Source organism: Streptococcus sp. Marseille-Q4154, assembly GCF_916700545.1.
In the GTDB taxonomy this organism is placed as follows: Bacteria; Bacillota; Bacilli; order Lactobacillales; family Streptococcaceae; genus Streptococcus; species Streptococcus infantis_I.
Genome location: NZ_CAKAKN010000001.1, coordinates 858,490 through 884,524 on the forward strand (window position 1 = coordinate 858,490; position 26,035 = coordinate 884,524).

Below are 26,035 nucleotides of genomic sequence, written 5' to 3' on the forward strand. Positions count from 1 at the left end.
CCTAAGCACCAAAACTCTTGAAGAAATCAAGGATAGCTTGCCAAATTGAGCTAAGGATGTTTCCACCGTCTTGAATAGCTTTATTGGCATCAAAGTTTAGGTCGATATTGCTGAAACTATCACCTGCTTGTGCAACGATACTTTGTTTCAGATCTTTTAGCGTTTTAGTAAAGTCTTCGTTATTTAAAATATCACTTTTTGAAAGATTAAAGGCAAAGTTGATGATGACATTGACTTGGTTGCCTGTAACAACTTGATCCAGTTTGTAGTTCTTTAAAGTATCTTCGACAATCTTACGAACATCATCCTCAGTAAGCTCTCCTTTAGACTCTTTAGCCTTAGCGACAGCAGCCTTAATATCGGCAAGGGCTACGTTCAGTTTATTGGCATCAAAGCCTGATTTGTCCTTGTTTTCATCGTTAATGTCTGACAAGGCCTTGAGCTCTTCCTGAGCCAAGTTTTTATTTTCCTGAGGTAATTTTACACCATTTGACTCAAGGGAATAGTAAATGCCTGCTAGGGCACTTTCACCAGTAACTGGAATTGGTGCCGCAACAGTGATACGCGCGTGCTCCACACCCAAGGTAACAGCCGCATTACGGTACATATCTTGCGTCACTTTAGTGATATTTTCAGGTGTCTCAATCTTGACCTCAAGGGGAGATTTTTCTCCTAATTTTTGAATTTTTGCTGATGAATAAAGTTGAAGACTTGAATCGTTTGCAACATTCATAATCTTTGAGTAGACATCCGGTGTCATAGTTTTCAACTGTTTTGTATCTTTAGAGGCATCGTAGCCAAGTTTTTTAAGTGTTTGATTTTTTTGATCTTCCGTTAATGAAGAACCTAAGACATACTCAGGTTGAACATAGGTTTCATCAATGACTTTTTGAACATTAGTTGCTGCTTGAACGCTTTGCAGTGTTGCAACCGCCAAAAGAACAGCAGCGCTCGTCAGAAAGAATTTCTTTCGCATGAGACGTTCCTCCTTTTCTTCTCTAGCATATTAAACTATTCTTAAAGAAAACTTATAAAAGCACCTAGAAATTCTAGGTGCTTAAAATAGATTAAAAATTTTCATAATATAGAGATTTAGCTGAACCTGTCTAGAGTAATAATAGTTTCCCCCATCCACATAAAGTTCTCCACCCTGAAAAATAGAAATGGGATTGATGTAGCGATAGGTTTTCCCTGTTGTATTTCCTAATATAGGTGCGACTGTATCTCTGGAGTATTGTTTAGCTAGTACAAGAGTATTCTTTTTCCCATTCTGGGCGATAAAATCGATATAAGCAGGTCCAAAGTTATAAGCTTGAATGGCCGTCCAGACATCCACTCCTTTTTCTTGAGCTAGATAGAGATTTTCTGTCAAGGTTTGAACCCCTTGCCGAATACTACTTTCATTATCGTTTATGGTATCAGTAGAGCCACTAGCAGATTCACTTGACTGCATCACGTCTCCTTCTTTACCCTTAGTTTCTGTATAAATCATGGCGAGCACAAGCTCTTCGTTTGCTGGGGTATCTCTTTCATTCAAGATTTCGCGAACCAAGGGTTGATAGGTCATGACTTGTTTGACATCCTGACGAATCAGATAAGCTTTATATCCAGCGAAAAGGAAGACTGCTAGTACCAGCATTCTTCGTATAAATTTAAACATTATTTACTTTGTATATCCTCGATATTTTTGATTAAGATAGAGTATGTTCCATTGTCGTTTTGAATGAACTCAACTGATTCCGCATCTTGATAGACATTGTTTGGTACGATGAGTTCAATTCCGTTTGACAAGGAAAGTTTCTGATTCTCAAATCTCTTTAACTGACGACTGGCGTCAATCTCATCAAACTGTACTGGCTCTGGTACTGCTTCTTTGACCTGGTCAATGAAGCTAAGTCGAGCAGTAAGATTATTGTCAAAAAGATCATTGGCTAATTTTTCTGGAGAAAGCTCATTATTCTCTTCAAGATTATTGAAAATTGCTGATTTTACCTTGGATTGAAATTGAAAATCATCCGTTTTAAAGGTTTCGGCAATCTTTTGAGCCGTTTTTTCTAGTTCCTTAATGGATTTCTTAGGTGAAATCTTTGGTTGTGCTTGAATAAGATTCTCAGAAAAATAGTTTAAAAAGGCTCCATTATACTTAATGCGTTTTTCAATCAAGTGATATTTGCGACTTTGAAGATTAACAACTAGTGCTTCATCTGCTCCAGTTCCAAACCCGGGTAAGTTATTTTGAGTCAGTTTGATTGGATTGTCAACCTCGCCACCCAAGTGTGTCAAGGTTTCACGCAATGCAATTCGTAGAAAGGCAAAGTGGTCTACTCCCTCTTTTGAAAACTGGACAAAAACCAAGTCATTAGTCTTTTGGTTTTCAGATACAGAGAATTCCTCTTTCCAGAGATTAGCAATTGTAACAGATGTTTCCATTAAATCTTCTTTGATGTGATTGAAAAAAGGATTATCCTCTTCAAAAATACCAGTTTTGGCATCATCCGAATACACACGCTCCACTTTTTTACGCAAGTATTCCTCGATTTTAGGAGTGATATTGAGAAACTTATCCGCCAAGAACAACTCTGTGTCATCAGGACTGAACTGATGGATAATGGCTTTCTTGATATAAATATCCATAAAATATTAGTCCTCGTATAATGGGAAGGCATCTGTCAAGGATTTAACTGCACTTCTCACTTCTTCTAAGACAGCTTCGTTTTCTGCATTCTTAAGGGCTTTAATAATAAGTTCAGCAACTTGACGGCTTTCTTTTTCACCAAAACCACGAGCAGTAATTGCTGCCGCTCCGATACGAATACCACTTGTCTTGAATGGTGACAATGTTTCGTAAGGGATTGAATTTTTATTAAGGGTAATGTTGACCTCATCCAATAAGTTTTGGGCTACTTTTCCACTTTCTACAACCTTGGTTACATCAACAAGGAAGAGGTGGTTTTCAGTACCACCAGAGATAATACGGAAATCAGGATCTTGCAGGAAGACTTCTGCCATAGCCTTGCTGTTCTTGATGACATTAGCAGCATATTCTTTAAAGGCTGGATCCAATACTTCTTTGAAGGCTACAGCCTTAGCAGCAACAACATGCTCTAAAGGACCACCTTGGATACCTGGGAAAATAGCGGAATTGATTTTCTTAGCAAGGTCTTCGTCGTTCGTCAAAATCAACCCACCACGTGGTCCACGAAGAGTTTTGTGAGTCGTTGTCGTTGTGATATGTGCGTATGGAACTGGATTTGGATGAAGACCAGCTGCAACCAAGCCAGCAATGTGAGCCATGTCGACCATGAGTTTTGCCCCCACAGCATCCGCAATTTCACGGAATTTAGAGAAATCAATAATGTGAGAATAGGCTGAGGCACCAGCTACGATAAGTTTTGGTTGAACTTCTTGAGCTTGTTTCAAGATGGCGTCAAAGTCCAAGAGTTCTGTCTCAGGATCAACGCTATAAGAAACAAAGTTGTAGGTTTGACCTGAGAAGCTGACAGGAGCTCCGTGAGTCAAGTGCCCACCCGCAGCTAAATCCATCCCCATAACAGTATCACCAGGCTCAATCAAAGCCATGTATGCTGCACAGTTAGCTTGACTTCCTGAGTGAGGTTGGACATTGGCAAATTTAGCTCCGAAAATTTCTTTTGCACGTTCAATTGCTATAGTTTCGATAACATCCACTACATCAGTACCACCATAGTAACGACGTCCTGGGTACCCCTCGGCATATTTATTGGTTAAGATTGACCCTTGCGCTGCCATTACAGCCTTAGATACAACGTTCTCTGAAGCGATTAATTCAATATTATTTTGTTGGCGTTCCTCTTCTTTGGCAATGGCATTCCAAAGATCAGCGTCATATGTTTTAAAATCATCTTTGTCAAAAATCATAGCTTTTCTCCTTTAATTAACTTAATAAATCGTTTCTGCATCTTATCACAAGTATAACCAACTTTTTCATAAAATGCATGCGCACCTATACGATGGTCTGCAGAGTTTAAACGTATAAACTTGTAGCCACGTTTTTCTGCTTCCTGTTCTAATCCTTGGAGCAAAGTTTTACCGATTCCTTTACCTTGTGTTTGAGGCAAAACAGCTAAAGCTAGGATGTTAAAACCTGGTTTTGAATAAAGGGATTCATAAACCTCAGCGTGAATATAACCAACTAGTTCATGACTAGTATCACCCTCATAACCAAGTAGGTAGTGATGGGGGTCTTGAGACAACTTTGCTAGTTGACTAGCCGTTTCCTCAGGGCTAAAATCATAACCTAAAGCTTCTTTGTTAATCTCATAAATCGATGCAACATCTGTTGCTTTCAAAGCACGTAGCATATCATACCTCCTCAAAAGGAATTTCAGGTATCTTGGCAAGGATATCTTCTCGAGTTATCGAACCTTGGCGTAGTATCTTAACCTTGTCGCTAGATAAGTCTAAAATAGTCGAATCTTGACCTGTTAAAAAAGCATCATCTTCTATTCCCAGAACCTCTTTGTCCAAGTCTTTTAAAATTTCTTTAAAGCTAACACCGCTTGTATGTCCTGAAATATTTGCAGACGGGCCGATTAAGGGACCAAACTCACAAATCAATTCTAGAGTTATAGGGTGACTGGGCATCCGAAATCCAACAGTCGTTAAGTCTGAATTGACCCAGTAAGGGACCTTGTCATTAGCTTCTAGGATAATGGTTAATGGACCAGGAAGAAAACTATCACAAAGTTTTTGTAAATAAGGTGGCTGATTCTTTGAAAAGTTCAAGATATCATCTAAACTAGCAACATTGAGATTGAGTGCCTTATCTCTTGGACGACGTTTTAGCTGGTAGACATGGTCAACAGCCTCCTCATCCAAAGCTTTCGCAAAGAGACCATAGACTGTTTCGGTCGGCAAAACTACTGCTCCACCCTTTTCCAATTCTTGCTTAATTTTCTCCATCATCAATGACTACCATCCTATCTTGGCTAAATTGGTCTTTGAGCGTTCGAACTCGTTTCTCTGGAAGATTTTTCATAAAGAGAGCCGGTACACTTTGACCTTGTTTATAGCCAATTTCAAGATAAATCTTACCACCATCATTTAGATAGTCCTTGGAGTCTTCCGCGATTCTACGGTAGATAGCTAGGCCATCCTCGTCAGCAAAAAGTGCCAAATGTGGTTCTGAATGCAAAACATTCAAGCCGACTTCTACCTCATCTGCTAGAGAAATGTATGGTGGATTGGATACAATTATATCATATTTTGAAGAAATTTCGAAGAAACAGTCAGATTTGATAAAAGAGAGATTTAGATTTTGAGCGTTAGCATTCTCTGTTGCAAGCTCTAATGCATCCTGTGAAATATCCGCTGCCGTAACCGACCAATCTGGCCTATTTTTCGCTAAAGCAAGGGCTATTGCTCCACTCCCTGTTCCAATATCCAGAACTTTGAGATTGTCCTTTAGATTCTCGGCTAGGATGAGCTCCACCAACTCTTCTGTCTCTGGGCGAGGAATCAAAACTCGCTCATCTACTTTTAACTGCATCCCAAAAAATTCAGCATGTCCAATAATGTACTGGGCGGGTATATGATTTGCCAATTTCTTGAAAATTTCCTCCACAAATTGCTTCTCTTCCTCTGTTACTTCTTGCTGAAGGGTAAAGACGAAATCTGTAAAAGATAGATTTTTTAGGCTACGATAGACAAAGGAGAGGCTTTCTGCTTCCTCTCCTTGTGCTATTAACTTTTCCTCAAAATCTTTAAAAATTTGAGCTAGTTTCATTATTTGTTTAATTCTTCCAATTTTTGTGTTTGGTCATAAAGAACCAAGGCATCTACAACTTCATCCAATTTACCAGCTAGAATTGTATCAAGTTTTTGTAGAGTCAAGCCGATACGGTGGTCTGTGACACGGTTTTGTGGGAAGTTATAAGTACGGATACGCTCTGAACGATCACCAGTACCGATTGTAGACTTACGCTCAGCATCTTGCTCATCTTGGGCAATCTGAGCAAAGTGGTCTGCCACACGCGCACGAATAATCTTCATGGCCTTCTCACGGTTTTTCTGCTGGGTACGTTCTTCCTGCATCTCCACCTTGATATTGGTTGGCAAGTGAACGATACGAACGGCAGTTGCAACCTTATTGACGTTCTGTCCACCAGCACCAGATGCATGGTAGATATCCACACGAAGGTCTTTGGGATCAATATCGTACTCTACTTCTTCTACCTCAGGCATGACAAGGACAGTTGCTGTCGAGGTATGAACACGACCTTGGCTTTCTGTCACAGGGACACGTTGCACACGGTGGGCACCTGACTCGTACTTAAGCTTAGAGTATACTGACTGACCTGAAACCATGGCAACCACTTCTTTGAAACCACCGACACCGTTCATAGATGCTTCCATAACTTCAAAGCGCCAGCCTTGGGCTTCAGCATACTTTTGGTACATTGTTAGAAGGTCACCAGCAAAAAGTGCTGCCTCATCTCCACCAGCAGCTCCACGGATTTCAAGGATGATGTTCTTGTCATCGTTTGGATCTTTTGGAAGGAGCAATATTTTCAATTTTTCTTCATACTCTTCTTTTTCTGCTTTAGCATCCTTGAGTTCTTGCTTGGCCATTTCTTCCAAGTCCGCATCTCCGCCAGACTCTTTGATCATTTCTTCAGCATCAACGATGTTTTGGAGGACTTGTTTGTATTCACGGTAGGCGGTTACGGTGTCACGAGTTGAAGCTTCCTCTTTTGAAAGCTCCATGAAACGCTTAGTATCAGAGACCACATCAGGGTCGCTCAGCAATTCTCCCAACTCTTCATAACGGTCTTCTACAGCTTGTAGTTGATCATAGATGTTCATTTTTATTGATTCTCCTTATTGATTTCAGGGGCAAAATAATGTTTACGGCAAACCGAGATATAGGTTTCATTACCACCTATCTGGATTTGTTCACCATCATAGACTGGCAGACCGTCCTGCGTGCGCAACACCATGGTCGCTTTTTTCTTGCAATACTGACAGATGGTCTTTATCTCATCAATCTTATCTGCTAAAAGCAAGAGGTGTTTAGAACCTTCAAACAGCTCATTGCGAAAGTCATTCTTCAAACCGAAAGCCATAACAGGTATGTCTAACTCATCGACAACACGGGCTAAATCGTAAACATGATGACTTTTTAGAAATTGAGCTTCATCAACAAGCACACAATAAGGCTTTTCAGGCAAATCTCGGATAAACCCAAAGATATCTGTCGCTTCGTCAATAGCAATTGCTGGTCTTTTCATTCCAATGCGACTAGAGACATAACCAACACCGTCACGTGTATCCAGAGCTGAAGTCATAATCACAACTCCTTTTCCTTGCTCCTCATAGTTATAGGCTACCTTAAGAATCTCAATCGTTTTGCCAGAGTTCATAGTCCCATAACGATAATACAACTGTGCCATGCTTCTATTTCACGTCCATTTCTAAATTTTTGCTACATTCTAGTATACCATATTTTCTCAAAGCTTTAAACGGCAAAATGTGGTAAAATAGAAGAAATCAAAAACTAGTGGAGGAAGCTATTATGCCATTTGTACGCATCGATTTATTTGAAGGGCGCACGCTCGAGCAAAAGAAAGCCCTAGCAAAAGAAGTAACTGAAGCTGTGGTTCGTAACACTGGTGCACCACAATCTGCTGTTCATGTCATCATCAACGATATGCCTGAAGGAACTTACTTCCCGCAAGGGGAGATGCGCACTAAGTAAAGCTTAAGCGATCTGCTTAGGCTTTTCTTTATAAGTGGCATTCGTTGAATAAATAACTTTAATTTGTTACAATTTTAAGATATATTAGTAAATAAAAGGATTCAATTTTTAAAAAGGAATTAACATGATTACACGTGAATTTGATACCATTGCAGCAATCTCCACACCTCTCGGAGAAGGAGCCATTGGTATTGTCCGCTTGAGCGGAACAGACAGTTTTGCCATAGCGCAAAAGATTTTTAAAGGCAAAGACTTGAGTCAGGTTGCTAGCCACACACTTAATTACGGCCACATTGTTGACCCTTTGACTGGTAAGGTTATGGACGAGGTCATGGTTGGGGCTATGAAGTCTCCGAAGACCTTTACTCGTGAAGATATTATCGAGATTAACACTCACGGTGGAATCGCCGTAACCAATGAAATCCTGCAATTGGCTATCCGTGAAGGGGCTCGCATGGCAGAACCTGGTGAATTTACCAAGCGTGCCTTCCTTAATGGTCGTGTAGACTTGACTCAGGCTGAAGCTGTTATGGATATCATCCGTGCTAAGACTGACAAGGCTATGAATATAGCAGTCAAACAACTTGATGGATCCCTGTCTGACCTCATTAACAATACTCGTCAGGAAATTCTCAATACTCTGGCCCAGGTTGAGGTTAATATCGATTACCCTGAGTATGACGATGTGGAAGAAGCAACTACTGCTGTTGTCCGCGAAAAAACTATGGAGTTTGAACAACTCTTGACCAATCTCCTAAAAACTGCACGTCGTGGGAAAATCCTCCGCGAGGGAATTTCAACAGCCATCATTGGTCGTCCCAACGTTGGGAAATCAAGTCTCCTCAACAACCTCCTTCGTGAAGATAAAGCCATTGTAACGGATATTGCAGGGACTACTCGAGATGTCATTGAAGAATACGTCAATATCAACGGTGTTCCACTGAAGTTGATTGATACTGCTGGTATTCGTGAAACAGATGATGTCGTGGAACAGATCGGGGTTGAACGCTCCAAAAAAGCCCTTAAGGAAGCTGACTTGGTACTACTAGTCCTAAACGCTAGCGAACCTCTAACTGCCCAAGACCGACAACTTCTTGAAATTAGTCAAGATACTAATCGAATCATTCTTCTCAACAAAACTGACCTGCCAGAAGCGATTGAAACTACTGAGCTTCCAGATGATGTCATTCGTATTTCAGTCCTTAAAAATCAAAACATTGATAAGATTGAAGAACGCATCAATAACCTCTTCTTTGAAAATGCTGGCTTGGTCGAACAAGATGCTACTTATCTATCCAACGCCCGTCATATTTCATTAATCGAAAAAGCTGTTGAAAGCTTACAAGCAGTTAACGAAGGTCTTGAACTGGGTATGCCAGTTGATCTGCTTCAAGTTGATTTGACTCGTACTTGGGAAATCCTCGGAGAAATCACTGGTGATGCTGCGCCAGATGAGCTGATTACCCAGTTGTTTAGTCAATTCTGTTTAGGTAAATAACATAAAAACTAGGTCAAAAAAATACTAGTCACCTAAAAAGAGGTTGGGACAAAAAGATCCCGACCTCAATTTTTATTATCAATCATAATTTGACGCGGTAGCTGATTGAACTTTTTGTTCGTCTTTTAGACTCCAAAAAGCTCCTAATCATCCTCGCGGGGCTGAGACTACGAAATCAAGACTTTGTCTATTGATTTCTGTCCCACCGCCTTTTCTTTCACGTTCTAAGTTATATCCTGCCTTAGCAAATATTTGAAACAAAATTTACCAGTTCTTTTCTATTTTCACTTAGTCTTTAGGTAATTTGCCAGCTTTTTCAAGCATTTTTTTGATTAAATAGGGCATCTTGACATTTTCACGACCTTTTTTCTCAATTAATTTTTTAACAAATTCTGGCATTTGTAAGTCTTGTGATTCATCTAGAATATTCTTAGTTTCCTCCGAAGGGACTAATTCATCAAAGGTTTCTTCTTCTGGGAGGAATTCTCTAAATTCTTTATGTTCATTAGCTCGGATAATATTGACCAAGGCATCAATCAAACGAGAATCTGTATTTGGCATTGGTGGACGATGGTAGTTTACCTCCAATTCCTGACACAAGTCATGACATTCCACATCGTTGTCAAACAAGACTTCAATATGCTCACTGATAAAACTAATAGGCACAAAAATATAATGCTCTGGATGTTCTTCCTGTTCTCTAAGATACTCTAATACATCTGGTTTAATCCAAGGAATACCAATATCACTTTCGCTCTGCCAAGTGTTGGTATATTGCTCTGGTTTCAAGCCTAAATTCTCAGCAATTAACTTGCTATTTTCGAAAATCTGGTCGATATAGGGATCACCAAAATCCAAGGCAAAAATAGGCACACTGTGGGCAGAAAAGACGACTTTAAAGCTATCCTGTTTCACCTTTTCTTTTAAAATTTTAGCAATTTCAGCTGTCCAATAGTTCAATAGTGTTTCTTCTTGATACCAGTCCTTAATAACTAAAAACTGAATTTGTTTACTTTCAAGAAACTTTTCGTACCCCATGACAGAGTAAAAAGAATAGTGTGGCTCCAAAATTAAGCAAATACACTTTTCAATTCCATCTACTTCCATTTGCCGAATTATATCTGGAATAAAAGGGGTTGAAAATTTATTGGCAAAATAGACACTATATTCATTACCTAACCTAGCTTCTACCAAGGCAACTTCTTCACGGGTAATTTTTTGAAGTGGAGTTCCTCCAATTCGAACATAATTATCATAAAGGGTTTGAATTTCGTGGTCTTGAGGTCTAACTCCTCGACGAATGTTGGTAAAAAAGTCGGCTACTCCTTCAAAGGTAATCTCTTCTGGTGAACCAAATGTCATCATTAAAATTGCTCTTTTCATCTCTGCATCCTTGTGATATTTTTATCTTTCTTATTGTATCATTAAAGAAGCCATAAGTAAACGCTAACATAAGGATTTTATCTTCCTTTTGACTTTTGTTTTTCTCTTCTTTCTATGATACAATGGTTTTAAAAGAAGGAAAAAAGGAGTTACGATGAAATATCCAACATTACTAGAGCGTTTTTTAACTTATGTTAAGGTTAACACACGTTCAGACGAAAATTCTACTACTACACCAAGCACTCAGAGTCAAGTAGACTTTGCGACTAATGTCCTCATCCCAGAAATGAAACGTGTCGGTTTGCAAAATGTCTATTATTTGCCAAACGGTTTTGCTATCGGTACACTTCCAGCTAACGATCCAAGTTTAACTCGCAAGATTGGTTTTATCTCCCACATGGATACGGCTGATTTTAATGCTGAAGGTGTTAACCCGCAAGTTATTGAAAACTACGATGGGGGAGTTATCGAGCTTGGGAATTCTGGTTTCAAACTTGATCCTGCAGATTTTAAGAGCTTAGAGAAATATCCTGGACAAACCTTGATTACTACTGATGGGACTACCCTTCTAGGTGCTGATGATAAATCTGGTATCGCCGAAATCATGACAGCCATCGAATACTTGACTGCTCATCCTGAAATTAAGCACTGCGAAATTCGTGTCGGCTTTGGACCTGATGAAGAAATCGGTGTTGGTGCCAACAAATTTGATGCAGAAGATTTCAATGTCGACTTTGCTTATACAGTTGACGGTGGGCCTCTTGGTGAACTTCAATACGAAACCTTCTCCGCGGCAGGTGCAGAACTTCACTTCCAAGGTCGTAATGTTCACCCAGGAACAGCTAAAGGACAAATGGTTAACGCCCTTCAATTAGCGATTGACTTCCACAATCAACTCCCAGCTGGTGACCGCCCAGAATTGACTGAGGGCTATCAAGGTTTCTACCACCTCATGGATGTATCTGGTAGTGTTGAGGAAGCGCGTGCTAGCTATATCATTCGTGATTTCGAAAAAGAAAACTTTGAAGCGCGTAAATCTGCTATGCAAGCTATCGCTGATAAGATGAACCAAGAACTTGGTAGTGATCGTGTCACTTTAACATTGATTGACCAGTACTACAACATGAAAGAAGTCATCGAAAAGGATATGACTCCAGTAACCATTGCCAAAGCGGTTATGGAAAGTCTTGATATTACACCAATTATCGAACCAATTCGTGGTGGTACAGATGGTTCTAAGATTTCGTTTATGGGAATTCCAACTCCGAATATCTTCGCTGGTGGTGAAAACATGCATGGCCGTTTTGAATACGTTAGCCTACAAACCATGGAACGTGCAGTTGATACTATTATTGGAATTGTAGCTTATAAAGACTAAAAAAGAAGTAGCAATGCTACTTCTTTTTAATTTACTTCTTTGTCACTTGTTTCAGGACTTGTAGTAGTTGAATGTGAACTTGATTCTTCACTTGTTACTTCGGTGCTAGCTTGACCTGGTGTTTCTTGTTTTGTTTCAACAGGTGTTTCTTGACTTGGCGTTACTTTAGATCTAAGCTCTTGATTTAACAAGACTATTTCTTGGGCAACTGCTAGAAGAGCCTGCTTATCCTTACTTGCTGCTGCTAGTTTATCAAACAGAGCATCTACTTTTTCAAAGTCAGCATCTGAACCATTATTCAATTCCAAATAAGTATGAAGGGCAATGACTCCGTTGTATAGTTGTTGATAGAGAGCCACGACCTCTGGATCTTGTTTGGCATTTTCACGTTCATTCTGAATAGTCTGTGAAATGCGTTTCAGAAGATCTTGGACTTGTGTATTTAATTCATCAAGGTCTGCGTCTTCTTTCTCCAAAGCAACCTTCAGATTTTTCACTTCGTCAGAGAGTGAAGCTTTAACCCCCTCCTCATTGACTTGATTCACTAATTCTTCAGCTTTTGTTAGTAACTCTTCTACTTGCCCTTTTAAGACATGATTACTTTGTTCCTCAGGTTTGATATCGTCATACAAACCTTTCAAGAACTCATAAACAGCAGTTTTAGCACTATGACCATCAACTTTTTCTGTATCTAAGATTGTTTCAGAAGTCTTGCTTGCAACCGGCTCATTTTTCAGTGCTTCTTCAACTTCCAGTTTTGTTTGGTAGATTTCTGGGAAGAGTTTGTTCAAGTCGGTTGCCTTAAGGAAGGATTGGGACTGATAAAGTGTCCAAGTTAAGTTGGCAACTTTACTGCGGAGATTGTCATTTAAGCGTCCATCAGATAGATGTTGGTAGAAATACTTGATGTATTCGACTGTTGTAACACCCGTACGGTCATTAAAGTCTTGCAGAGCTTGTAACTTAGCTTCAACTGCATCTAAACCAGCTTCATCTTGCGCCAGTTTATTTTCTTGGAGCTGAGTCAAGAGATCCTTTTTAGGAAGTCCATAAGCATCTGTATCCAAGGTACTAATCTTATCTACTAAAGCTTGATATTTCTTGTCTAAAGGACTGATTTCTGTTGGTTTGACACTAGAGTCAATATGGATATACTGTTTGTCAAACAAATCCAAAGCAGCCAAATATCCTGCAGTTGAATTGGTTGATAGCTTCTTCATATTTTCAGAGAATTGCCCCAAAGCGAGTTCAATCTGTCTTTGCAGACTTGGCTTATCTTTATAAAGTTCACGACTTTCTGCGAGAAGTTGATCAACCTTATACTGTACTGCTTTTTCATCAAAAGCACCAGGTTGGTAAGCTGACTGTAATGCAGGAATTTTGTTTTTCAAAGCGACTTCATAACCTTTAGTTTGAACTTTGATGTAGTGGTTATGGTCTCCATGAGGAATGACGAAACTACCATTTTCAACTTGCAAACTATAAGGAGAGACTCCATCGCGAAGAGCGGTTGTGTAGAGTTCATTTAGGAAATCAAGCTCCGCATCACCAGTCTGAAGTGGAATACGAACGTGTTCCTTACGAACAGCGTAAGGGTGAATGTGAGTTGGGTCATAAGCCTGGTCTGGATTACCAAATACAAAGAATCCATTTGAAATTCTGATAGCCTCAAGTGGAACACCATAAGTTTTTGAGATGTAAGCTATCTTTTCTTCATCACTGGCGTCTCTTGAAAAAGCATCTACATCTTTTGCAAGTGGTTTAACAGGTTCTGTCTGCTGATGGCTATGAAGATGGTCTTGTGCAGCTTTAATCTGCTCCGCTGATAAATCTTTCTTAAAGAAATAATGGGCATGGTCTCCATGTGAAACGACAAAACCTTGGTCGTCCTCACTAATCACTCGATCTGCTGCAAATCCATGATCGTGCTCTTCCTCATGATGGTGTTCTTCTGGTTTACTACTGTGGTTATCTGGGCTAGTTTCTGATTGTTTATTTCCGTACAAGTGATCCTGCGCGGCCTTGATTTGATCAGGGGATAAATCTTTTTTAAAGAAGTAATGATTGTGATCTCCATGAGAAACGACAAATCCTTTATCATCTTCACTTATCACTCGATCTGCTGCAAAGCCATGATCGTGTTCTTCCTCATGATGGTTTCCATGGTTATCATGATGGTGTTCTTCTGGTTTATGACTGCTATGATTATCTGGGATAGTTTCTGAATGTTTATTGCCGTACAAGTGATCTTGTGCGGCCTTAATTTGATCAGGTGATAAATCTTTTTTAAAGAAGTAATGATTGTGATCGCCATGGCTCATAACAAAACCTTCTGAATCTTCACTTATAATTCTATTTGAATCAAAACCATGATCGTGTTCCTCTTCTTCATGGTGAACATGTGGTAACGGATTATTTGGTGTGGAATTAGAAGGACTTTCTAAGCTTGGAGTGTTAGATTGTGCTTGATGATTGTTAAGAGATGATTTAGGGATATAGTGATAGTGGTCCCCATGTCGTACGATATAAGCATCGCCAGTATCTCTGACAATATCATTAGGGTTAAAGACATAACCATCATCTGCTGCAGAAACACCATTATTCGGTGTCAGTGACAAGGGTTGACTGAGAGCTGAACTATTGCCAGATAAATAAGCCTTTGCGGCAGCTAATTCACTCGCTGACAGATCACTCTTAGGAATATAATGGAAGTGTCCTCCGTGGGGAACGATATAAGCATCTCCTGTATCTTCAATGATATCAGAAGCGTTAAAGACATAACCGTCATCAGTTGTATAACGTCCTTGAGCTCTAGCTGCCACAACTTCCTTAGAATCATTTTTTTGGTCAGATGTATGCTCTTGTTTTTGTTTTTCAATTTGTTCTTTGGTACGAATATTTTCAGCTTGGCTAGCATTTTTTAGGTAGACATAATATTTTCCATCAACTTTGATGATGTAACCACCTTTAATTTCGTTAATGATGTGTTCATCGCGCAATTGATAACTTGAATCTTTCATGACTAGTTCTTCACTAAAAATCGCATCGAAAGGAACTTTACCATTATAGTAATGGAAATGATCTCCGTGAGAAGTCACATATCCCTGATCAGTAATTTTCACAACAATTTGTTCGGCCTCAATGCCTTCCTTTTTGCTAACTTGATCAGGAGTCAAATTTTCGTTCTTTTTAGATTCATTCTTTTTCCCATCAACATAAGATACACGATTATCTTCCTTCTTCTCTGCTTCTTGGTGCTGATTTAAAACATATGCACAAACACTAAGCGCAATAACTACTGCTGATCCAGCTAAGTATTTCTTTGTTTTATTCATAATTTCCTCATTTCAATTCTTCTGCTAGTATTGCAATATCCTCTTCTAAATTATCTAAATAAGACTTATCATTTTGTGGGTCTGCCTCTAAAGGATTGAGAGTTTTAAGACTCACACCTGTTGACTTGATAAGCGTTTCAGCTACTTTAGACGAAGCATTGCTCTCTGTAAAAATAGTTTTAACTTTATAGGTCTTAACAAATTCTTGGATTTCAGTCAGTTGTTTTGGGCTTGGTTCTTGATCAGGAGAAATACCAGCAATACCAAGTTGATTCAAGTCAAATCTCTTAGCTAAATAAGAAAAAGCAGTGTGTTGTGTCACAAACGTTCTTTGCTCCACTTTATCGAAGATAGGTTTATATTTATTTGTTAACTCATGAGCTTGATCAATAAACTTCTTCGCATTCGACTGATATATTTCTTTATTCTCACTATCTAATTCTGATAATTTATCAGCAATAATTTGTGCTTCCTCAGCTACCTTTTCAGGGTCTAACCAAGTATGAGGATCATAAAGACTTTTCTCATCCACACCTTCTCCTACTTCTATATCTTCTAAGCCAGATACTCTATCCAAGGTCATACCATCAGATGCTTCTAGGACCTTAACCTTGGACTTTTGTAGACTTGGGTCTAGACTACCCGCCCAAGACTCTAAGGTATGAGAATGATAAACAAATACATCCGCATCGTAGATAGCTGCAATATCATTTGCTGTCGGTTCATAAGAATGAATGCCTGAACTAGACTGAATCATTCTTACATCATTAAGTTCACCCGAAACTGCTTTTACCATAGCATATACAGGATAAAAACTGGTAACTATTTTCATTCCATGATATTCTTTGACATCATTTTGCTTATCTTGACTACAAGCTCCTAAAAATAAGGCAAGTACAGAAGATAGCATACATATTAGTATTATCTTTTTCACTAGAACTCCTTAACTAGTATTTAACCATTTAATTAACTAGTAAATATTCTACTCCTTATAATTTAAGATGTCAAGCTAGAAATTTAATTTTTCCCAAAATTTTACCAATAGAAAAAATAAATCTAAGACTCTTAATCGACTACTTTTGAAAAACAAAAAGCTCGAATTTTCATTCGAACTTCATTTTTATTTTCTTGCAGCTTTTTCATCTTCTTCGAGTTGTTTGACCAGTTGTTCAATGCCGTCAAATTTCACCATATCTCGGATACGATCTAACCAATAGACGGTCACTGTTTCGCCATAAATATCTTCATCAAAATCAAAGATATTCACTTCAAAACGCTCTTCTTCTCCATCAAAGGTTACGTTCTTACCGACACTGGCCATTCCTCGATAGAGTTTTCTCTTGATTTCGATATCAACGGTATAGACACCATCTGCCGGCATATAAGTACGATCCAAGAGCACGAGATTGGCAGTTGGATAACCAATTGTTCGACCACGAGCATTACCATGTACGACTATTCCTCTTGTAGGAAGTGGATTCCCAAGCAGCTGACCTGCTTCTTTCACATTCCCTTCAAGGATAGCTTGACGAATACGAGTAGAGCTAATCTTTCCTTTTTCATCATCTACAGGAGGTACTACAACTACTTCTCCATCAAAGATTTCTTTTAAATCTTCAGCTGATTTTCTATCAGAACCTAAACTATAGTCAAATCCAACTACAATGGTATCTGCTTTAACTTCTTTGACAAAGGTATCTACAAACTCTTGAGCTGTCATATTAGCGATACGACTTGAGAAGTCCATTAAATAAAGATTTTCAACACCAGCACGTTTAAACTTACGTTCACGTTCTTCTGCATTCAAGATATGAAGTAAATTTTCTGGTGAATAGGGTTTTAAGGTTAATTTTGGTGATTCATGAAATGTAATTAAAGCAACGCTTAATCTCTTCTTAGCAGCAATTTCACCAGCAATACTAAATAATTTTTGATGTCCAAGGTGGATACCATCAAAATATCCTAAAACAAGGACTGTTGGTCCTGGTGTTGCAATGTCTTTTTCAGTTTTTATAGGTATTGTTACAATCATAGTCATATTATACCAAAAAGAAGAAGGCATTCAAAATATTACGAATTTAAAAAACTATAAGCTACTTTTTACTTCTTTTCTCAATTGCTCCAGAGTTTCGATATTATATTTGTCCATGACTTTTGGTAGGTTATCAATGATATCAGGACAGGCATAAGGATTGGTAAAGTTTGCTGTACCGACTCCTATTGCTGACGCACCCGCCAAATACATTTCTATAGCGGATTCAGCTGAATCAACTCCTCCCATACCAATGATTGGAAGATTAGTTGTTTGAGCTACTTGACGTATTAGTTTAAGAGCTACCGGAAAGACTGCAGGACCAGACATTCCACCAGTACCATTGGCAATGATTGGTTTTCTAGTTTTGAGATCAAAGCGCATACCAACAAGGGTATTGATCATAGTGAGACCACTAGCACCAGCATCTTCTACTGCTTTTGCAATAGTCACGATATCCGTCACACTAGGCGTTAATTTTACATAGACAGGAACTGATGATGCCCCTACGGCTGCTTTTACCACATCATAAGCTAAATCTGGGTCTTGCCCAATCAAAAGTCCGTGATTCCCATGATCGACGTTTGGACAAGAAATATTGAGCTCAATGGCTTTCACGTTAGGTGCCTTGGAAATACCACTAGAAACTGCTGCGTATTCTTGCTTTGAGAATCCAGCAACATTGGCAATGATTGGAAGATTGGGATACTCTCTTTGCAACCAAGGTAACTTTTCAGAGAGAACGGCATCTAGTCCTGGATTTTGTAGACCAATGGCATTCAGCATACCAGCAGGTGTTTCAGCCACTCGAGGAGTTGGATTACCAAAACGTGGTTCAAGGGTTGTAGCTTTAATCATGATAGAGCCCAAGAGATTCAAATCATAGTATTTGGCATACTCTTGTCCGAAACCAAAACAGCCTGAAGCAGGAATGATAGGATTCTTTAATTCTAAGCCTGGTAGAGAAACTTGTAATCGATTTGTAGTCATGACACTCTCCTTATAAAACAACAGTTCCTGTTTTAAATACAGGCCCATCTTCACACACACGTTGACTAACTGTTTCACTATCTGGCACTTTCAGGACACAAGCGTAGCAAGCCCCCATGCCACAGGCCATACGAGATTCTAGAGATAGATAAGCTCTTGGATGGTCATAGAAGGTTTGATTGATATATTTCATCATACCAGGTGCACCGCAAGAGTAGATGGCATCAAATTCTGTGTCAAATTCATTAATCACTACCGATACGTTTCCTTTAATACCATAAGATCCATCATCAGTCGTTACAAAGACCTGACTAAATCTGGATAATTCATCTTCCAAAATAACAGCATCTTTAGTAGCGAATCCTAAAACAGTTGTTATTTCAACACCACGATCATGCAGTTGTTTAGCTACTTCAAGTAAGGGCGGCACTCCGATTCCACCACCAACTATAAGAACACGATTCTTCTTGTCTAAATCAGATAAATCAAAGCCATTTCCTTGAGGTCCCATAACATCTATGCTATCACCTGTTTTTAATCTTGAAAAGATTGCTGTTCCTGCTCCTTCAACTCGATAGATAAGTCTGCATTGCTTAGACGCCTTATCTATTGATGAAATCGAAATTGGACGACGTAAGAGATGGGCATCATCAGGTACACGCAAATGAAGAAATTGGCCCGCTTTCATAGCTTCCACCATTTCTCCTTCAAGTACAAGCTCAAAGATTGCTGGCGCGATTTCCTCCTGAGATACTACTCTCATAACATCTAAGCGAATGGCACCCATTCGTTTTTTACAATTTGGATTCATAACTTTTCCTCCTTAAATTTTAAGGGGATCAGATAAAGAAAAACCTTGCACTTGCAAGGTTTCAGTTAAGATATTTACACAAAAGTAGCAAATAAGCACTTGCTTACTTGTTTCCATTGTAGCTTCTTTTCTCTGACACCTTGTGAGTCTCTCTGGACTGCCCTTAAAGGTTAAATTTTCACTAGTATACTGTATCAAACCTAAAAAGTCAAGTAAAAATAGGTAAGGTATCAGTTCATAAAAGTTGCTTATTTTTGTGAAGAAAGAATCTTTTCTAATTTTTGATAATCTTTAACACTGTCGATTTCATAGATAGAGTTTTCTTCCAACTCTTCTACATATACATCTAGTTTTTTGATGTTATCTTTGACCATGTTATCCCAGTAGAGGTCAACAAACTCGCCGCTTGCATAGGCTTCATCGATAAAACCAACAATCTTTTCAGCTGTTGGAGCGTCCCAGAATGACACACCACTCAAGATACGTCCATTTTTGCTATCGACAATGATATCCTGAACTTTGTAATCATCTCCATAAACTAGGAACCACTCATTATCACAATCTTCACGATAAACACTGAAGTAGGTTGAACGTTGGATATCATTACGGAACATATTTTTGAAAAGATAGTTATCCGCATCGATAACATAGCTGTTGGCCAACTCTTCTTTTACCAAGTATAGAGAGTAAAAGTTATTGTAATCAGCATACTTATCGTTGAAGACCAAACGAACTCCGTACTTTTCTTTAAGATAGTCGAATTGTTCTTTCAAATAACCAACAACGATGATAATGTCATCAATTCCACGTTCTTTTAAAAATTCAATTTGATATTCAACTAAGGGTTTTTGATTGACTTTAACCAAGGCTTTGGGAGTATTTTCTGTCATGGGTCTCAAACGAGTTCCCAATCCAGCTGCTAAGATAATCGCTTTCACGCGTTTTCTCCTTTATTCTTTAATAATAATGTAAACACCAGCCATTACGATAAGTGAAGTAATGATGGTTAGCAAATTAAGGGGTGAACCCAAGAAAATTGCTGCAAATAAAACAGTCCATACTACATAACTCACATTTAATCCAGTAGCTTTTGCTGGCTGCAATCGATTGATAGCCATATAGTAGGCGAGATAAGAGATCATATTAAATGCTGCAAAGACTATCAATAAACCAAACAATTGCCCATTTGCCACTTCTGCAAATGAGTGATGCGAGAAAAGCACAATAACAAGATAAGACAAGAAGGATGTAACTTGACGAATCAAGAGAGCTTCAATTTCGCTGAGGTCACTTTCCATAGCAAAGGAGCTCAGAACACTTTCACTTCCCCAAGCAAAAGCACAAATCAAAGCACATAGAATACCTATATAGAAAGAATTAACCTGCTCTGCTTTATAGGTCTGAGCAATAATCCCAGCAATGATTAGAAAGATACCAAAAATTGTATTTTTGGAAATCTTGTGCTTCAAAAAGAAGAAGGCAAGCAAGACTGAGACTGCCGGATAAATAGCTGAGACTGACGAAGCTAATGAACTTCCAATATACTTAACCGCATAGAGATTGGCCTGCATACCAATCGGACCGGCTAGTAAAGCTCCGATGATAACACTGACATTTCGAATGTTCAAGAAGATTGAAAAACGAACTCTGCCTTCCTTAACTAGAAGATATCCTAGCAAGATAAAAATACTTAGGAAATCGTGTGCTGCTGCTACTACGAAGGGCGATAAATCCGTGAATATTGAAAAGATATAAGCACTAATAGTTAATCCTAATCCCCAGAACACACCTGATAGTAGCCCAAAAGAAACTCCATTTTTAGTTTTCATTTAAATCTCCTTCAGACTCTAATTCTTTTACTGCTCTATTGTAACGAGAGATTCCGTAATCTCCGAAATCTGCACCATTTTCTTCTTTGTAAATAGTCCAAAGACTCCAAATGATATCTTGCAAGATTTTGTAAATACGAATTTTCTCCCTTGAAACTGGAGTCTTGTCACTCTCGTAATGACTTAAAAAGTCTTCTTCTTCTGCACTTGTAAATTCAGATTCTAGGAAGAGGGCTGCCAAATCCCACATAGGATCATTCATAGAAGAATATTCCCAATCAATTAGATAAAGATGTCCGTCTGGACCTTCAATAAAGTTTTCTGGAACCAAATCAATATGACATGATTTCTTGTCAATTCCAATTTGTTCAAGCTCTTCTTTCAGAGAAAATACAGCCTTTCTGACAGCTTCATAATTAGGATAAGAAATCTCCCCTTGAATCAATGATTCATATTTTTTAATTTCCTCAAAAGGAGCAAACTCTCCTTTCAATTCTTTAGCAGAAGCATGAATCGTTTGTAAAATTGGAGCTATCTTTTCAAATTTAGTTTTAATGGTATTAAAATTAAGTGTCTCAGCATTTTCGATGTACTGATTAACCTTGATACCTGCTTCGATATCAAAAAGATAATTTTCTACATCTAATTTTAAATCTTTCAACAACTCAAGATTGTACTTTTCATTCTGGCGGTCGATTAATTTATCAGTACCTTTACCAAAAAACTTAACGATGTACTGGTTTGAGGTTGTTTTAACCAAATAGTTTTGATTGGTCATCCCCCCCAATTGTTCAACGCTCTGAATTTCTTCGTCAGCTGACAATAAGGAAGCAATCTTTGCTTTAACGATTTCCTTCACAATAATCCTCCATTATACTTCCCACTTAAAGACTGTCTTAAATGCGGTATTTAAGTCAGTTGCAAAAACTCGGTGAATATCTTTAATTTCTCTGACTGGTTCTTCTAGATAAATGATATTCTTCAAACGATTGGCAAATTTTTTAATTTCCATCATTTGGATAGCATTTTCAAAGTCAATTCTTCCTGAACGTGAAGAGCCGACTAGTAACAAGCCTTTTTCCAATGAATCCCGAGTGTTGATGTTGACCTTATACTCACTAACACCCATCATCAAAATGGTCCCTTGTGGTTTGATGTAACGGATCAAGTCATTAATAGCAGGTCCGCATCCATCACCACCACAGCATTCAAAACCATGGTCAAAACTAAGATCCTCTGGGATACTATCAGTGATGTAAAGCTCTTTAGCAAAAGAGAAGAGTTCCAACTTTTCCCAGTGACGACCAATTACGATAATTTCAGCTTCAGGCAAGGTATAGTTGATAATATTTGCCATGACAAAGGCTAGACTACCATCACCAATGACAGCTATTCTCTGTCTTCTGCTATGAGAAACTGTCAAAAAACGATTCATGGCATGCATACCAACACTGACAAATTCAGTGATAGCAGCTACCGTATCTTCGATGTCAGCATAAGCTACTACACGATCTTTTGGAAGAGAAACAAACTCACGCATGAATCCATCATAACCACTTGACAAGAAGTAGGTACCTGTCATGTAGTTTTCATAGAACTCCTCGTCACTTTGCATAGGTGGTTGATTTGGAATCATAACAACCTTCTGACCAACCTTATAGGTACCTGTTGGATCAGAAATAACAGTTCCACAAGACTCATGAATCATAGCCATTGGAAGCTTTTTAGATAATATTTTGGGATCACGCTTTCCTTGGTAATAGCGTTGATCCGCATGACAAACCGCCATATAATTTGGTCGAATGAGGATATGATTCTCTTGGTCAATCTCTTCTTCCTGATATTTAATATTGATAAATTTTGGTTTTGTCAGTTGATAAATTTGATTAATCATGTCTCTAGTCTTTCTCAATCATGCTTTTAGCAATCTTCAAGTCTGTAACTGTTGTAATTTTAAGGTTTGAATATTCACCTTTTGCTAAGGCTACATCTTTACCCTTAATGACAAAAATTTTACATGCATCTGTTAAAATTTCTTTTTCCTCTGCTGATAAAGAACCATACAAATCAATAAAGTCTTTACAACGGAAGGTTTGTGGAGTCTGTCCTTGGTATAGATGAGCGCGATTTGGAATATCTGTGATAAACTGACCGTTTGTACTTTCAACAATGGTATCTACGGCTTCAACTACTGTATCAACAGCATCATGATTTTGCGCGAGAGCAATGTTATCTTGAATCATTCGAAGTGTGATAAAAGGACGAACTGAGTCATGTGTGACCACGATATCATCTTCAGTGATTGTACGATAAGCATCGATAGCTTCAATAATCTTTTCAATACTAGAATTACGATCCGCCCCACCTTTTGTGATGATGATACGGTCCTTGTGGAGTGGAAGGAATTTTTCAACTAAATCTTCTGCATGAGTCACCCAGTCTCCGTGAACTCCAACCACAATCTTTTCGATACTTGGCTCTAAGACAAATTTTTCAATTGTATGAATCAAGATTGGGCGATCTCCCAACTCAAGAAATTGTTTAGGTAGGTTACTAATACCCATGCGCGTGCCGGTTCCACCTGCTAAAATTCCAGCGTAAATCATATCGATTCTCCTTTAGTTTGTTCTAAAAACTCATTCTTTACTATTATATCATAATCTAGCACTATCTTGAAAGAAATACTAGTTCTCTCCAGTTAGAAACTGATGGCAAGAGCACTTTAGGCTTTGAACATAAAAAAAATGAATCCTTGTATTATTAACTCTCGGTTAATATAGAGTTCTTCAGAATAATATAGAAAGCTTAAAGAAAACTTAAATCATTGGTTGATATGTATAGTGATCCTGAAATTTTAATTAGACTTTTCCATTTAAAATTGTTAAAATAAAATGGAAAATAAAAGAAAAGGAAGCTAACTACCGCCATGATGAATATGCAAAACATGATGCGTCAAGCTCAAAAACTTCAAAAACAAATGGAGCAAAGCCAAGCTGAATTGGCTGCCACAGAATTTGTTGGGACTTCTGCTCAAAACCTCGTAACTGCTACCTTAACAGGTGATAAAAAAGTCGTAAAAATTGATTTTGAACCTGCAGTTGTGGATGCTGAAGATATTGAAACACTTTCAGATATGACTGTTCAAGCGCTCAATGCTGCTCTTGAACAAATTGATGAAACTACTAAAAAGAAACTTGGAGCATTTGCTGGTAAGTTACCATTTTAATTATATTCTCAAAAAGAGGCTGGTTTACAGCCTCTTTAAATTTATGTTAATAAGCAAAGAACTCAGTTGCTTTATTTAGCAATAAGTCACTATATTCAGGGTCTTCCTGAGCCGTTACTAGTTCTTCTTTTGTTCTTTCCAAGTCATCTGTAATCATTCCATCAACACCTAGATGAAAAGACTTATTAAATGATTCCGAACTATTGATTGTCCATACATAGAGTTTTTGATCAGTATTCCATAGTTTCGTCACAAAGTATTCATCTAAAGTAGAATACTCCATTGTGTAGCCTGTAGCAACCGTTCTAGGAAATACAGAATTATAGGGAAGAATAAAGTATACAGGAATATCTGTGTCATACTCTATCACTTTTTCAACAACCTTATAATCCAAGGATTGTATTTGATGACCATAAACCTTAATTTTTGCACCGTATTTGTCTAGAAAATGTTCCATCATCTGCGGGCTATCTTTGTGGCTGGTCTTAATCTCAATGAGAAGTTTCTGATGCAGTTCATTTGCACGATTCAGATAATCATCAAAACTTGAAATCTTTGTCTCATAACCATTCTCATGAATGTCAATCTGCTTTAACTCTTCTAAAGTCAAATCCTGTGGTGTTTTATTAATACCAGCTAAGCCTTTAAGATTAGCATCATGCATCATAACAAATTGACCATCTTTAGTCTCCTGAATATCCATCTCGATTAAATCTGGTTTTAACTGCGCTGTCTTTTCTAAGGATTCTACTGTATTTTGGACACCATTTCCATTCGATACGCCACGGTGTGAAATCACAAGCGGTGGATTGACTACAGGAGCTTCCAGATAATTATATCCTTCAATCGCAAAGAAAATACTTGCACAAACCATGACCCCCCATCTCATGATATGGTCCTTCTCGCGTCTTGGCATAATATCAAGTTCTTCTCCTGTTAAGAAGGACGTAAATTTCACAAGGAAATAGGTCAGTGCCATATAGTGGAAATTCTTGATAAGAACGAAGTTGCAAATAGCAAGGACCAGAGATTCTCTCTGAGTAAGGCTATCCACTATATACTGGGTTAATAGTAAAGGAATGAGAGGAAGATAGAAGAATAGATTGGTTTTTACAATAATTAAGAATAAATGCCAGGCATAAAACCAAAAATAATTTCTAGTTTTATCCAAACTATAAATGATCGCTTCCTTGACCGTCATCTTTTCATAAAAGACCTTAGGTAGAGTGAACATCAAGCGAACAGAAACATAGAAGAATAAGAGTGATAAGATAATAATGGCTACCCACCACATCCAGTAGTTCTCTTCCATGTAGGTTTGAATAAACTCTGGTATAACGATTTTATTGAAATAATAAATCTTAAATATCTTCCTGATAAAAGGAAATAGCATTGCTACAAACAAAAAGATAAACATAGCTTTTGAAATAGTCATTTTCTTCATAAAAGCAAGGCTTTCACGAAATACTTTTCGACTATATTCTATAAGAGTCCTTTTTTCGTGATATAGGAGGTGGCGAGCTCCAATAAAGAGAATACTAAGTTGAAAATAGGCTACAAGTAGATTGATGGCAATTAAAATTACAAAACCAAGACTGACTATGGGAGCATTTTTTATTATCTCAAAAATATTGTTGTAGGAAATAAACAAATATCCAGTCTGACTTAGTAAAAATCCAGCTATCACTGAGTTAAGTGGCAACCAGATATAGTCAACCAACATAAAAATTAGAAAGAATAGAAAGAGGATTTTATCTAGATTAAGGTAAATCTTTTTAAAACCCAATTTTTTCGGTTTTTCAGGTTTCATAAAAACTC

At 38.1% G+C, this 26,035-nt stretch carries 25 protein-coding genes; 4 read left to right on the forward strand and 21 right to left on the reverse strand.

Features of this window, described 5'->3' with window-relative positions:
- Position 1: 1 nt before the first annotated feature.
- The 9 genes from LG369_RS04335 to LG369_RS04375 all read right to left on the reverse strand — a co-directional run bounded on the left by LG369_RS04335 (position 2) and on the right by LG369_RS04375 (position 7,430).
- Positions 2-976, reverse strand: a complete 975-nt coding sequence (locus LG369_RS04335) for a DUF1002 domain-containing protein (RefSeq protein ID WP_225750370.1) — start codon at positions 974-976, stop codon at positions 2-4.
- Between the two features lie 81 nt (positions 977-1,057).
- On the reverse strand, positions 1,058-1,660 hold the full coding sequence (locus LG369_RS04340; RefSeq protein WP_075567521.1) for a lysozyme family protein: 603 nt from the start codon (positions 1,658-1,660) through the stop codon (positions 1,058-1,060).
- Complete coding sequence (locus LG369_RS04345; protein WP_225750371.1) at positions 1,660-2,634, reverse strand: nucleoid-associated protein; 975 nt, start codon at positions 2,632-2,634, stop codon at positions 1,660-1,662. The genes LG369_RS04340 and LG369_RS04345 overlap by 1 nt, the downstream gene beginning before the upstream one ends.
- A 6-nt stretch (positions 2,635-2,640) precedes the next feature.
- On the reverse strand, positions 2,641-3,897 hold the full coding sequence (gene glyA, locus LG369_RS04350) for a serine hydroxymethyltransferase (protein ID WP_225750372.1): 1,257 nt from the start codon (positions 3,895-3,897) through the stop codon (positions 2,641-2,643).
- Positions 3,894-4,340 (reverse strand): GNAT family N-acetyltransferase, encoded by a 447-nt coding sequence (locus tag LG369_RS04355; RefSeq protein ID WP_225750373.1) that lies wholly within the window; start codon positions 4,338-4,340, stop codon positions 3,894-3,896. The genes glyA and LG369_RS04355 overlap by 4 nt, the downstream gene beginning before the upstream one ends.
- A gap of 1 nt (position 4,341) precedes the next feature.
- Positions 4,342-4,944 (reverse strand): L-threonylcarbamoyladenylate synthase, encoded by a 603-nt coding sequence (locus LG369_RS04360; protein ID WP_225750374.1) that lies wholly within the window; start codon positions 4,942-4,944, stop codon positions 4,342-4,344.
- The gene (gene prmC / locus LG369_RS04365) at positions 4,928-5,764 is read right to left on the reverse strand and encodes a peptide chain release factor N(5)-glutamine methyltransferase (protein WP_049494951.1); all 837 of its coding nucleotides are present in this window, start codon (positions 5,762-5,764) and stop codon (positions 4,928-4,930) included. Before prmC ends, LG369_RS04360 begins: the two co-directional genes overlap by 17 nt.
- A complete protein-coding gene (prfA, locus tag LG369_RS04370) occupies positions 5,764-6,843 on the reverse strand; it encodes a peptide chain release factor 1 (protein WP_006148466.1) in 1,080 nt (359 codons plus the stop codon). Before prfA ends, prmC begins: the two co-directional genes overlap by 1 nt.
- 2 nt (positions 6,844-6,845) lie before the next feature.
- A complete protein-coding gene (locus tag LG369_RS04375) occupies positions 6,846-7,430 on the reverse strand; it encodes a thymidine kinase (protein WP_225750375.1) in 585 nt (194 codons plus the stop codon).
- Between the two features lie 122 nt (positions 7,431-7,552).
- Between LG369_RS04375 and LG369_RS04380 the strand changes: the two genes are divergently transcribed.
- Positions 7,553-7,735, forward strand: a complete 183-nt coding sequence (locus tag LG369_RS04380) for a 4-oxalocrotonate tautomerase (protein ID WP_001117401.1) — start codon at positions 7,553-7,555, stop codon at positions 7,733-7,735.
- A 124-nt stretch (positions 7,736-7,859) separates the two neighbouring features.
- Positions 7,860-9,233: a tRNA uridine-5-carboxymethylaminomethyl(34) synthesis GTPase MnmE gene (gene mnmE, locus LG369_RS04385; RefSeq protein WP_225750376.1), complete on the forward strand. Its 1,374-nt coding sequence runs from the start codon at positions 7,860-7,862 to the stop codon at positions 9,231-9,233.
- A 288-nt stretch (positions 9,234-9,521) separates the two neighbouring features.
- Here mnmE and hemH read toward each other — a convergent pair whose 3' ends face one another.
- Positions 9,522-10,616 (reverse strand): ferrochelatase, encoded by a 1,095-nt coding sequence (hemH, locus tag LG369_RS04390; protein ID WP_225750377.1) that lies wholly within the window; start codon positions 10,614-10,616, stop codon positions 9,522-9,524.
- 154 nt (positions 10,617-10,770) lie between these two features.
- Here hemH and pepT point away from each other — a divergent pair, with 154 nt between their 5' ends.
- Complete coding sequence (gene pepT / locus LG369_RS04395; RefSeq protein ID WP_225750378.1) at positions 10,771-11,994, forward strand: peptidase T; 1,224 nt, start codon at positions 10,771-10,773, stop codon at positions 11,992-11,994.
- Positions 11,995-12,020: 26 nt separating this feature from the next.
- Here the strand turns inward: pepT and LG369_RS04400 are convergent, their stop codons facing one another.
- The 10 genes from LG369_RS04400 to LG369_RS04445 all read right to left on the reverse strand — a co-directional run bounded on the left by LG369_RS04400 (position 12,021) and on the right by LG369_RS04445 (position 23,597).
- Complete coding sequence (locus tag LG369_RS04400; RefSeq protein WP_225750379.1) at positions 12,021-15,329, reverse strand: pneumococcal-type histidine triad protein; 3,309 nt, start codon at positions 15,327-15,329, stop codon at positions 12,021-12,023.
- A 7-nt stretch (positions 15,330-15,336) separates the two neighbouring features.
- Complete coding sequence (locus LG369_RS04405) at positions 15,337-16,239, reverse strand: metal ABC transporter solute-binding protein, Zn/Mn family (protein WP_413252024.1); 903 nt, start codon at positions 16,237-16,239, stop codon at positions 15,337-15,339.
- A 210-nt stretch (positions 16,240-16,449) separates the two neighbouring features.
- Complete coding sequence (locus LG369_RS04410; RefSeq protein ID WP_070678241.1) at positions 16,450-17,361, reverse strand: bifunctional riboflavin kinase/FAD synthetase; 912 nt, start codon at positions 17,359-17,361, stop codon at positions 16,450-16,452.
- A gap of 54 nt (positions 17,362-17,415) precedes the next feature.
- On the reverse strand, positions 17,416-18,399 hold the full coding sequence (locus LG369_RS04415) for a dihydroorotate dehydrogenase (protein ID WP_225750497.1): 984 nt from the start codon (positions 18,397-18,399) through the stop codon (positions 17,416-17,418).
- On the reverse strand, positions 18,362-19,162 hold the full coding sequence (locus LG369_RS04420; protein ID WP_070678205.1) for a dihydroorotate dehydrogenase electron transfer subunit: 801 nt from the start codon (positions 19,160-19,162) through the stop codon (positions 18,362-18,364). The genes LG369_RS04415 and LG369_RS04420 overlap by 38 nt, the downstream gene beginning before the upstream one ends.
- A gap of 248 nt (positions 19,163-19,410) precedes the next feature.
- Entirely contained in the window at positions 19,411-20,100 is a 690-nt protein-coding gene (locus LG369_RS04425) for a sugar phosphate nucleotidyltransferase (protein WP_225750381.1), read from the reverse strand.
- 12 nt (positions 20,101-20,112) lie between these two features.
- Positions 20,113-20,991 carry a DMT family transporter gene (locus LG369_RS04430; RefSeq protein ID WP_070678201.1) on the reverse strand — a complete coding sequence of 293 codons (879 nt, stop codon included), beginning with the start codon at positions 20,989-20,991 and terminating at the stop codon, positions 20,113-20,115.
- Positions 20,981-21,850 carry a phosphotransferase family protein gene (locus tag LG369_RS04435; protein ID WP_225750382.1) on the reverse strand — a complete coding sequence of 290 codons (870 nt, stop codon included), beginning with the start codon at positions 21,848-21,850 and terminating at the stop codon, positions 20,981-20,983. Before LG369_RS04435 ends, LG369_RS04430 begins: the two co-directional genes overlap by 11 nt.
- Before the next feature lie 12 nt (positions 21,851-21,862).
- Positions 21,863-22,885 carry a ribitol-5-phosphate dehydrogenase gene (locus LG369_RS04440; RefSeq protein WP_070678198.1) on the reverse strand — a complete coding sequence of 341 codons (1,023 nt, stop codon included), beginning with the start codon at positions 22,883-22,885 and terminating at the stop codon, positions 21,863-21,865.
- Between the two features lie 4 nt (positions 22,886-22,889).
- On the reverse strand, positions 22,890-23,597 hold the full coding sequence (locus LG369_RS04445; RefSeq protein ID WP_225750383.1) for a 2-C-methyl-D-erythritol 4-phosphate cytidylyltransferase: 708 nt from the start codon (positions 23,595-23,597) through the stop codon (positions 22,890-22,892).
- A gap of 320 nt (positions 23,598-23,917) precedes the next feature.
- On the opposite strand from LG369_RS04445, the gene LG369_RS04450 reads away from it, so the two are divergent.
- Positions 23,918-24,217 (forward strand): YbaB/EbfC family nucleoid-associated protein, encoded by a 300-nt coding sequence (locus tag LG369_RS04450; RefSeq protein ID WP_049495195.1) that lies wholly within the window; start codon positions 23,918-23,920, stop codon positions 24,215-24,217.
- A 46-nt stretch (positions 24,218-24,263) separates the two neighbouring features.
- Here the strand turns inward: LG369_RS04450 and LG369_RS04455 are convergent, their stop codons facing one another.
- Entirely contained in the window at positions 24,264-26,027 is a 1,764-nt protein-coding gene (locus LG369_RS04455) for a glycerophosphoryl diester phosphodiesterase membrane domain-containing protein (protein ID WP_225750384.1), read from the reverse strand.
- Between the last annotated feature and the right edge of the window lie 8 nt (positions 26,028-26,035).

Excerpts from the sequence above, each read along its gene's own strand:
- LG369_RS04335 (WP_225750370.1), bottom strand. The coding sequence starts at position 976 with ATGCGAAAGAAATTCTTTCTGACGAGCGCTGCTGTTCTTTTGGCGGTT.
- LG369_RS04340 (WP_075567521.1), bottom strand. The coding sequence starts at position 1,660 with ATGTTTAAATTTATACGAAGAATGCTGGTACTAGCAGTCTTCCTTTTC.
- LG369_RS04345 (WP_225750371.1), bottom strand. The coding sequence starts at position 2,634 with ATGGATATTTATATCAAGAAAGCCATTATCCATCAGTTCAGTCCTGAT.
- glyA (WP_225750372.1), bottom strand. The coding sequence starts at position 3,897 with ATGATTTTTGACAAAGATGATTTTAAAACATATGACGCTGATCTTTGG.
- LG369_RS04355 (WP_225750373.1), bottom strand. The coding sequence starts at position 4,340 with ATGCTACGTGCTTTGAAAGCAACAGATGTTGCATCGATTTATGAGATT.
- LG369_RS04360 (WP_225750374.1), bottom strand. The coding sequence starts at position 4,944 with ATGATGGAGAAAATTAAGCAAGAATTGGAAAAGGGTGGAGCAGTAGTT.
- prmC (WP_049494951.1), bottom strand. The coding sequence starts at position 5,764 with ATGAAACTAGCTCAAATTTTTAAAGATTTTGAGGAAAAGTTAATAGCA.
- prfA (WP_006148466.1), bottom strand. The coding sequence starts at position 6,843 with ATGAACATCTATGATCAACTACAAGCTGTAGAAGACCGTTATGAAGAG.
- LG369_RS04375 (WP_225750375.1), bottom strand. The coding sequence starts at position 7,430 with ATGGCACAGTTGTATTATCGTTATGGGACTATGAACTCTGGCAAAACG.
- LG369_RS04380 (WP_001117401.1), top strand. The coding sequence starts at position 7,553 with ATGCCATTTGTACGCATCGATTTATTTGAAGGGCGCACGCTCGAGCAA.
- mnmE (WP_225750376.1), top strand. The coding sequence starts at position 7,860 with ATGATTACACGTGAATTTGATACCATTGCAGCAATCTCCACACCTCTC.
- hemH (WP_225750377.1), bottom strand. The coding sequence starts at position 10,616 with ATGAAAAGAGCAATTTTAATGATGACATTTGGTTCACCAGAAGAGATT.
- pepT (WP_225750378.1), top strand. The coding sequence starts at position 10,771 with ATGAAATATCCAACATTACTAGAGCGTTTTTTAACTTATGTTAAGGTT.
- LG369_RS04400 (WP_225750379.1), bottom strand. The coding sequence starts at position 15,329 with ATGAATAAAACAAAGAAATACTTAGCTGGATCAGCAGTAGTTATTGCG.
- LG369_RS04405 (WP_413252024.1), bottom strand. The coding sequence starts at position 16,239 with ATGCTATCTTCTGTACTTGCCTTATTTTTAGGAGCTTGTAGTCAAGAT.
- LG369_RS04410 (WP_070678241.1), bottom strand. The coding sequence starts at position 17,361 with ATGATTGTAACAATACCTATAAAAACTGAAAAAGACATTGCAACACCA.
- LG369_RS04415 (WP_225750497.1), bottom strand. The coding sequence starts at position 18,399 with ATGGGCCTGTATTTAAAACAGGAACTGTTGTTTTATAAGGAGAGTGTC.
- LG369_RS04420 (WP_070678205.1), bottom strand. The coding sequence starts at position 19,162 with ATGAATCCAAATTGTAAAAAACGAATGGGTGCCATTCGCTTAGATGTT.
- LG369_RS04430 (WP_070678201.1), bottom strand. The coding sequence starts at position 20,991 with ATGAAAACTAAAAATGGAGTTTCTTTTGGGCTACTATCAGGTGTGTTC.
- LG369_RS04440 (WP_070678198.1), bottom strand. The coding sequence starts at position 22,885 with ATGATTAATCAAATTTATCAACTGACAAAACCAAAATTTATCAATATT.
- LG369_RS04445 (WP_225750383.1), bottom strand. The coding sequence starts at position 23,597 with ATGATTTACGCTGGAATTTTAGCAGGTGGAACCGGCACGCGCATGGGT.
- LG369_RS04450 (WP_049495195.1), top strand. The coding sequence starts at position 23,918 with ATGATGAATATGCAAAACATGATGCGTCAAGCTCAAAAACTTCAAAAA.
- LG369_RS04455 (WP_225750384.1), bottom strand. The coding sequence starts at position 26,027 with ATGAAACCTGAAAAACCGAAAAAATTGGGTTTTAAAAAGATTTACCTT.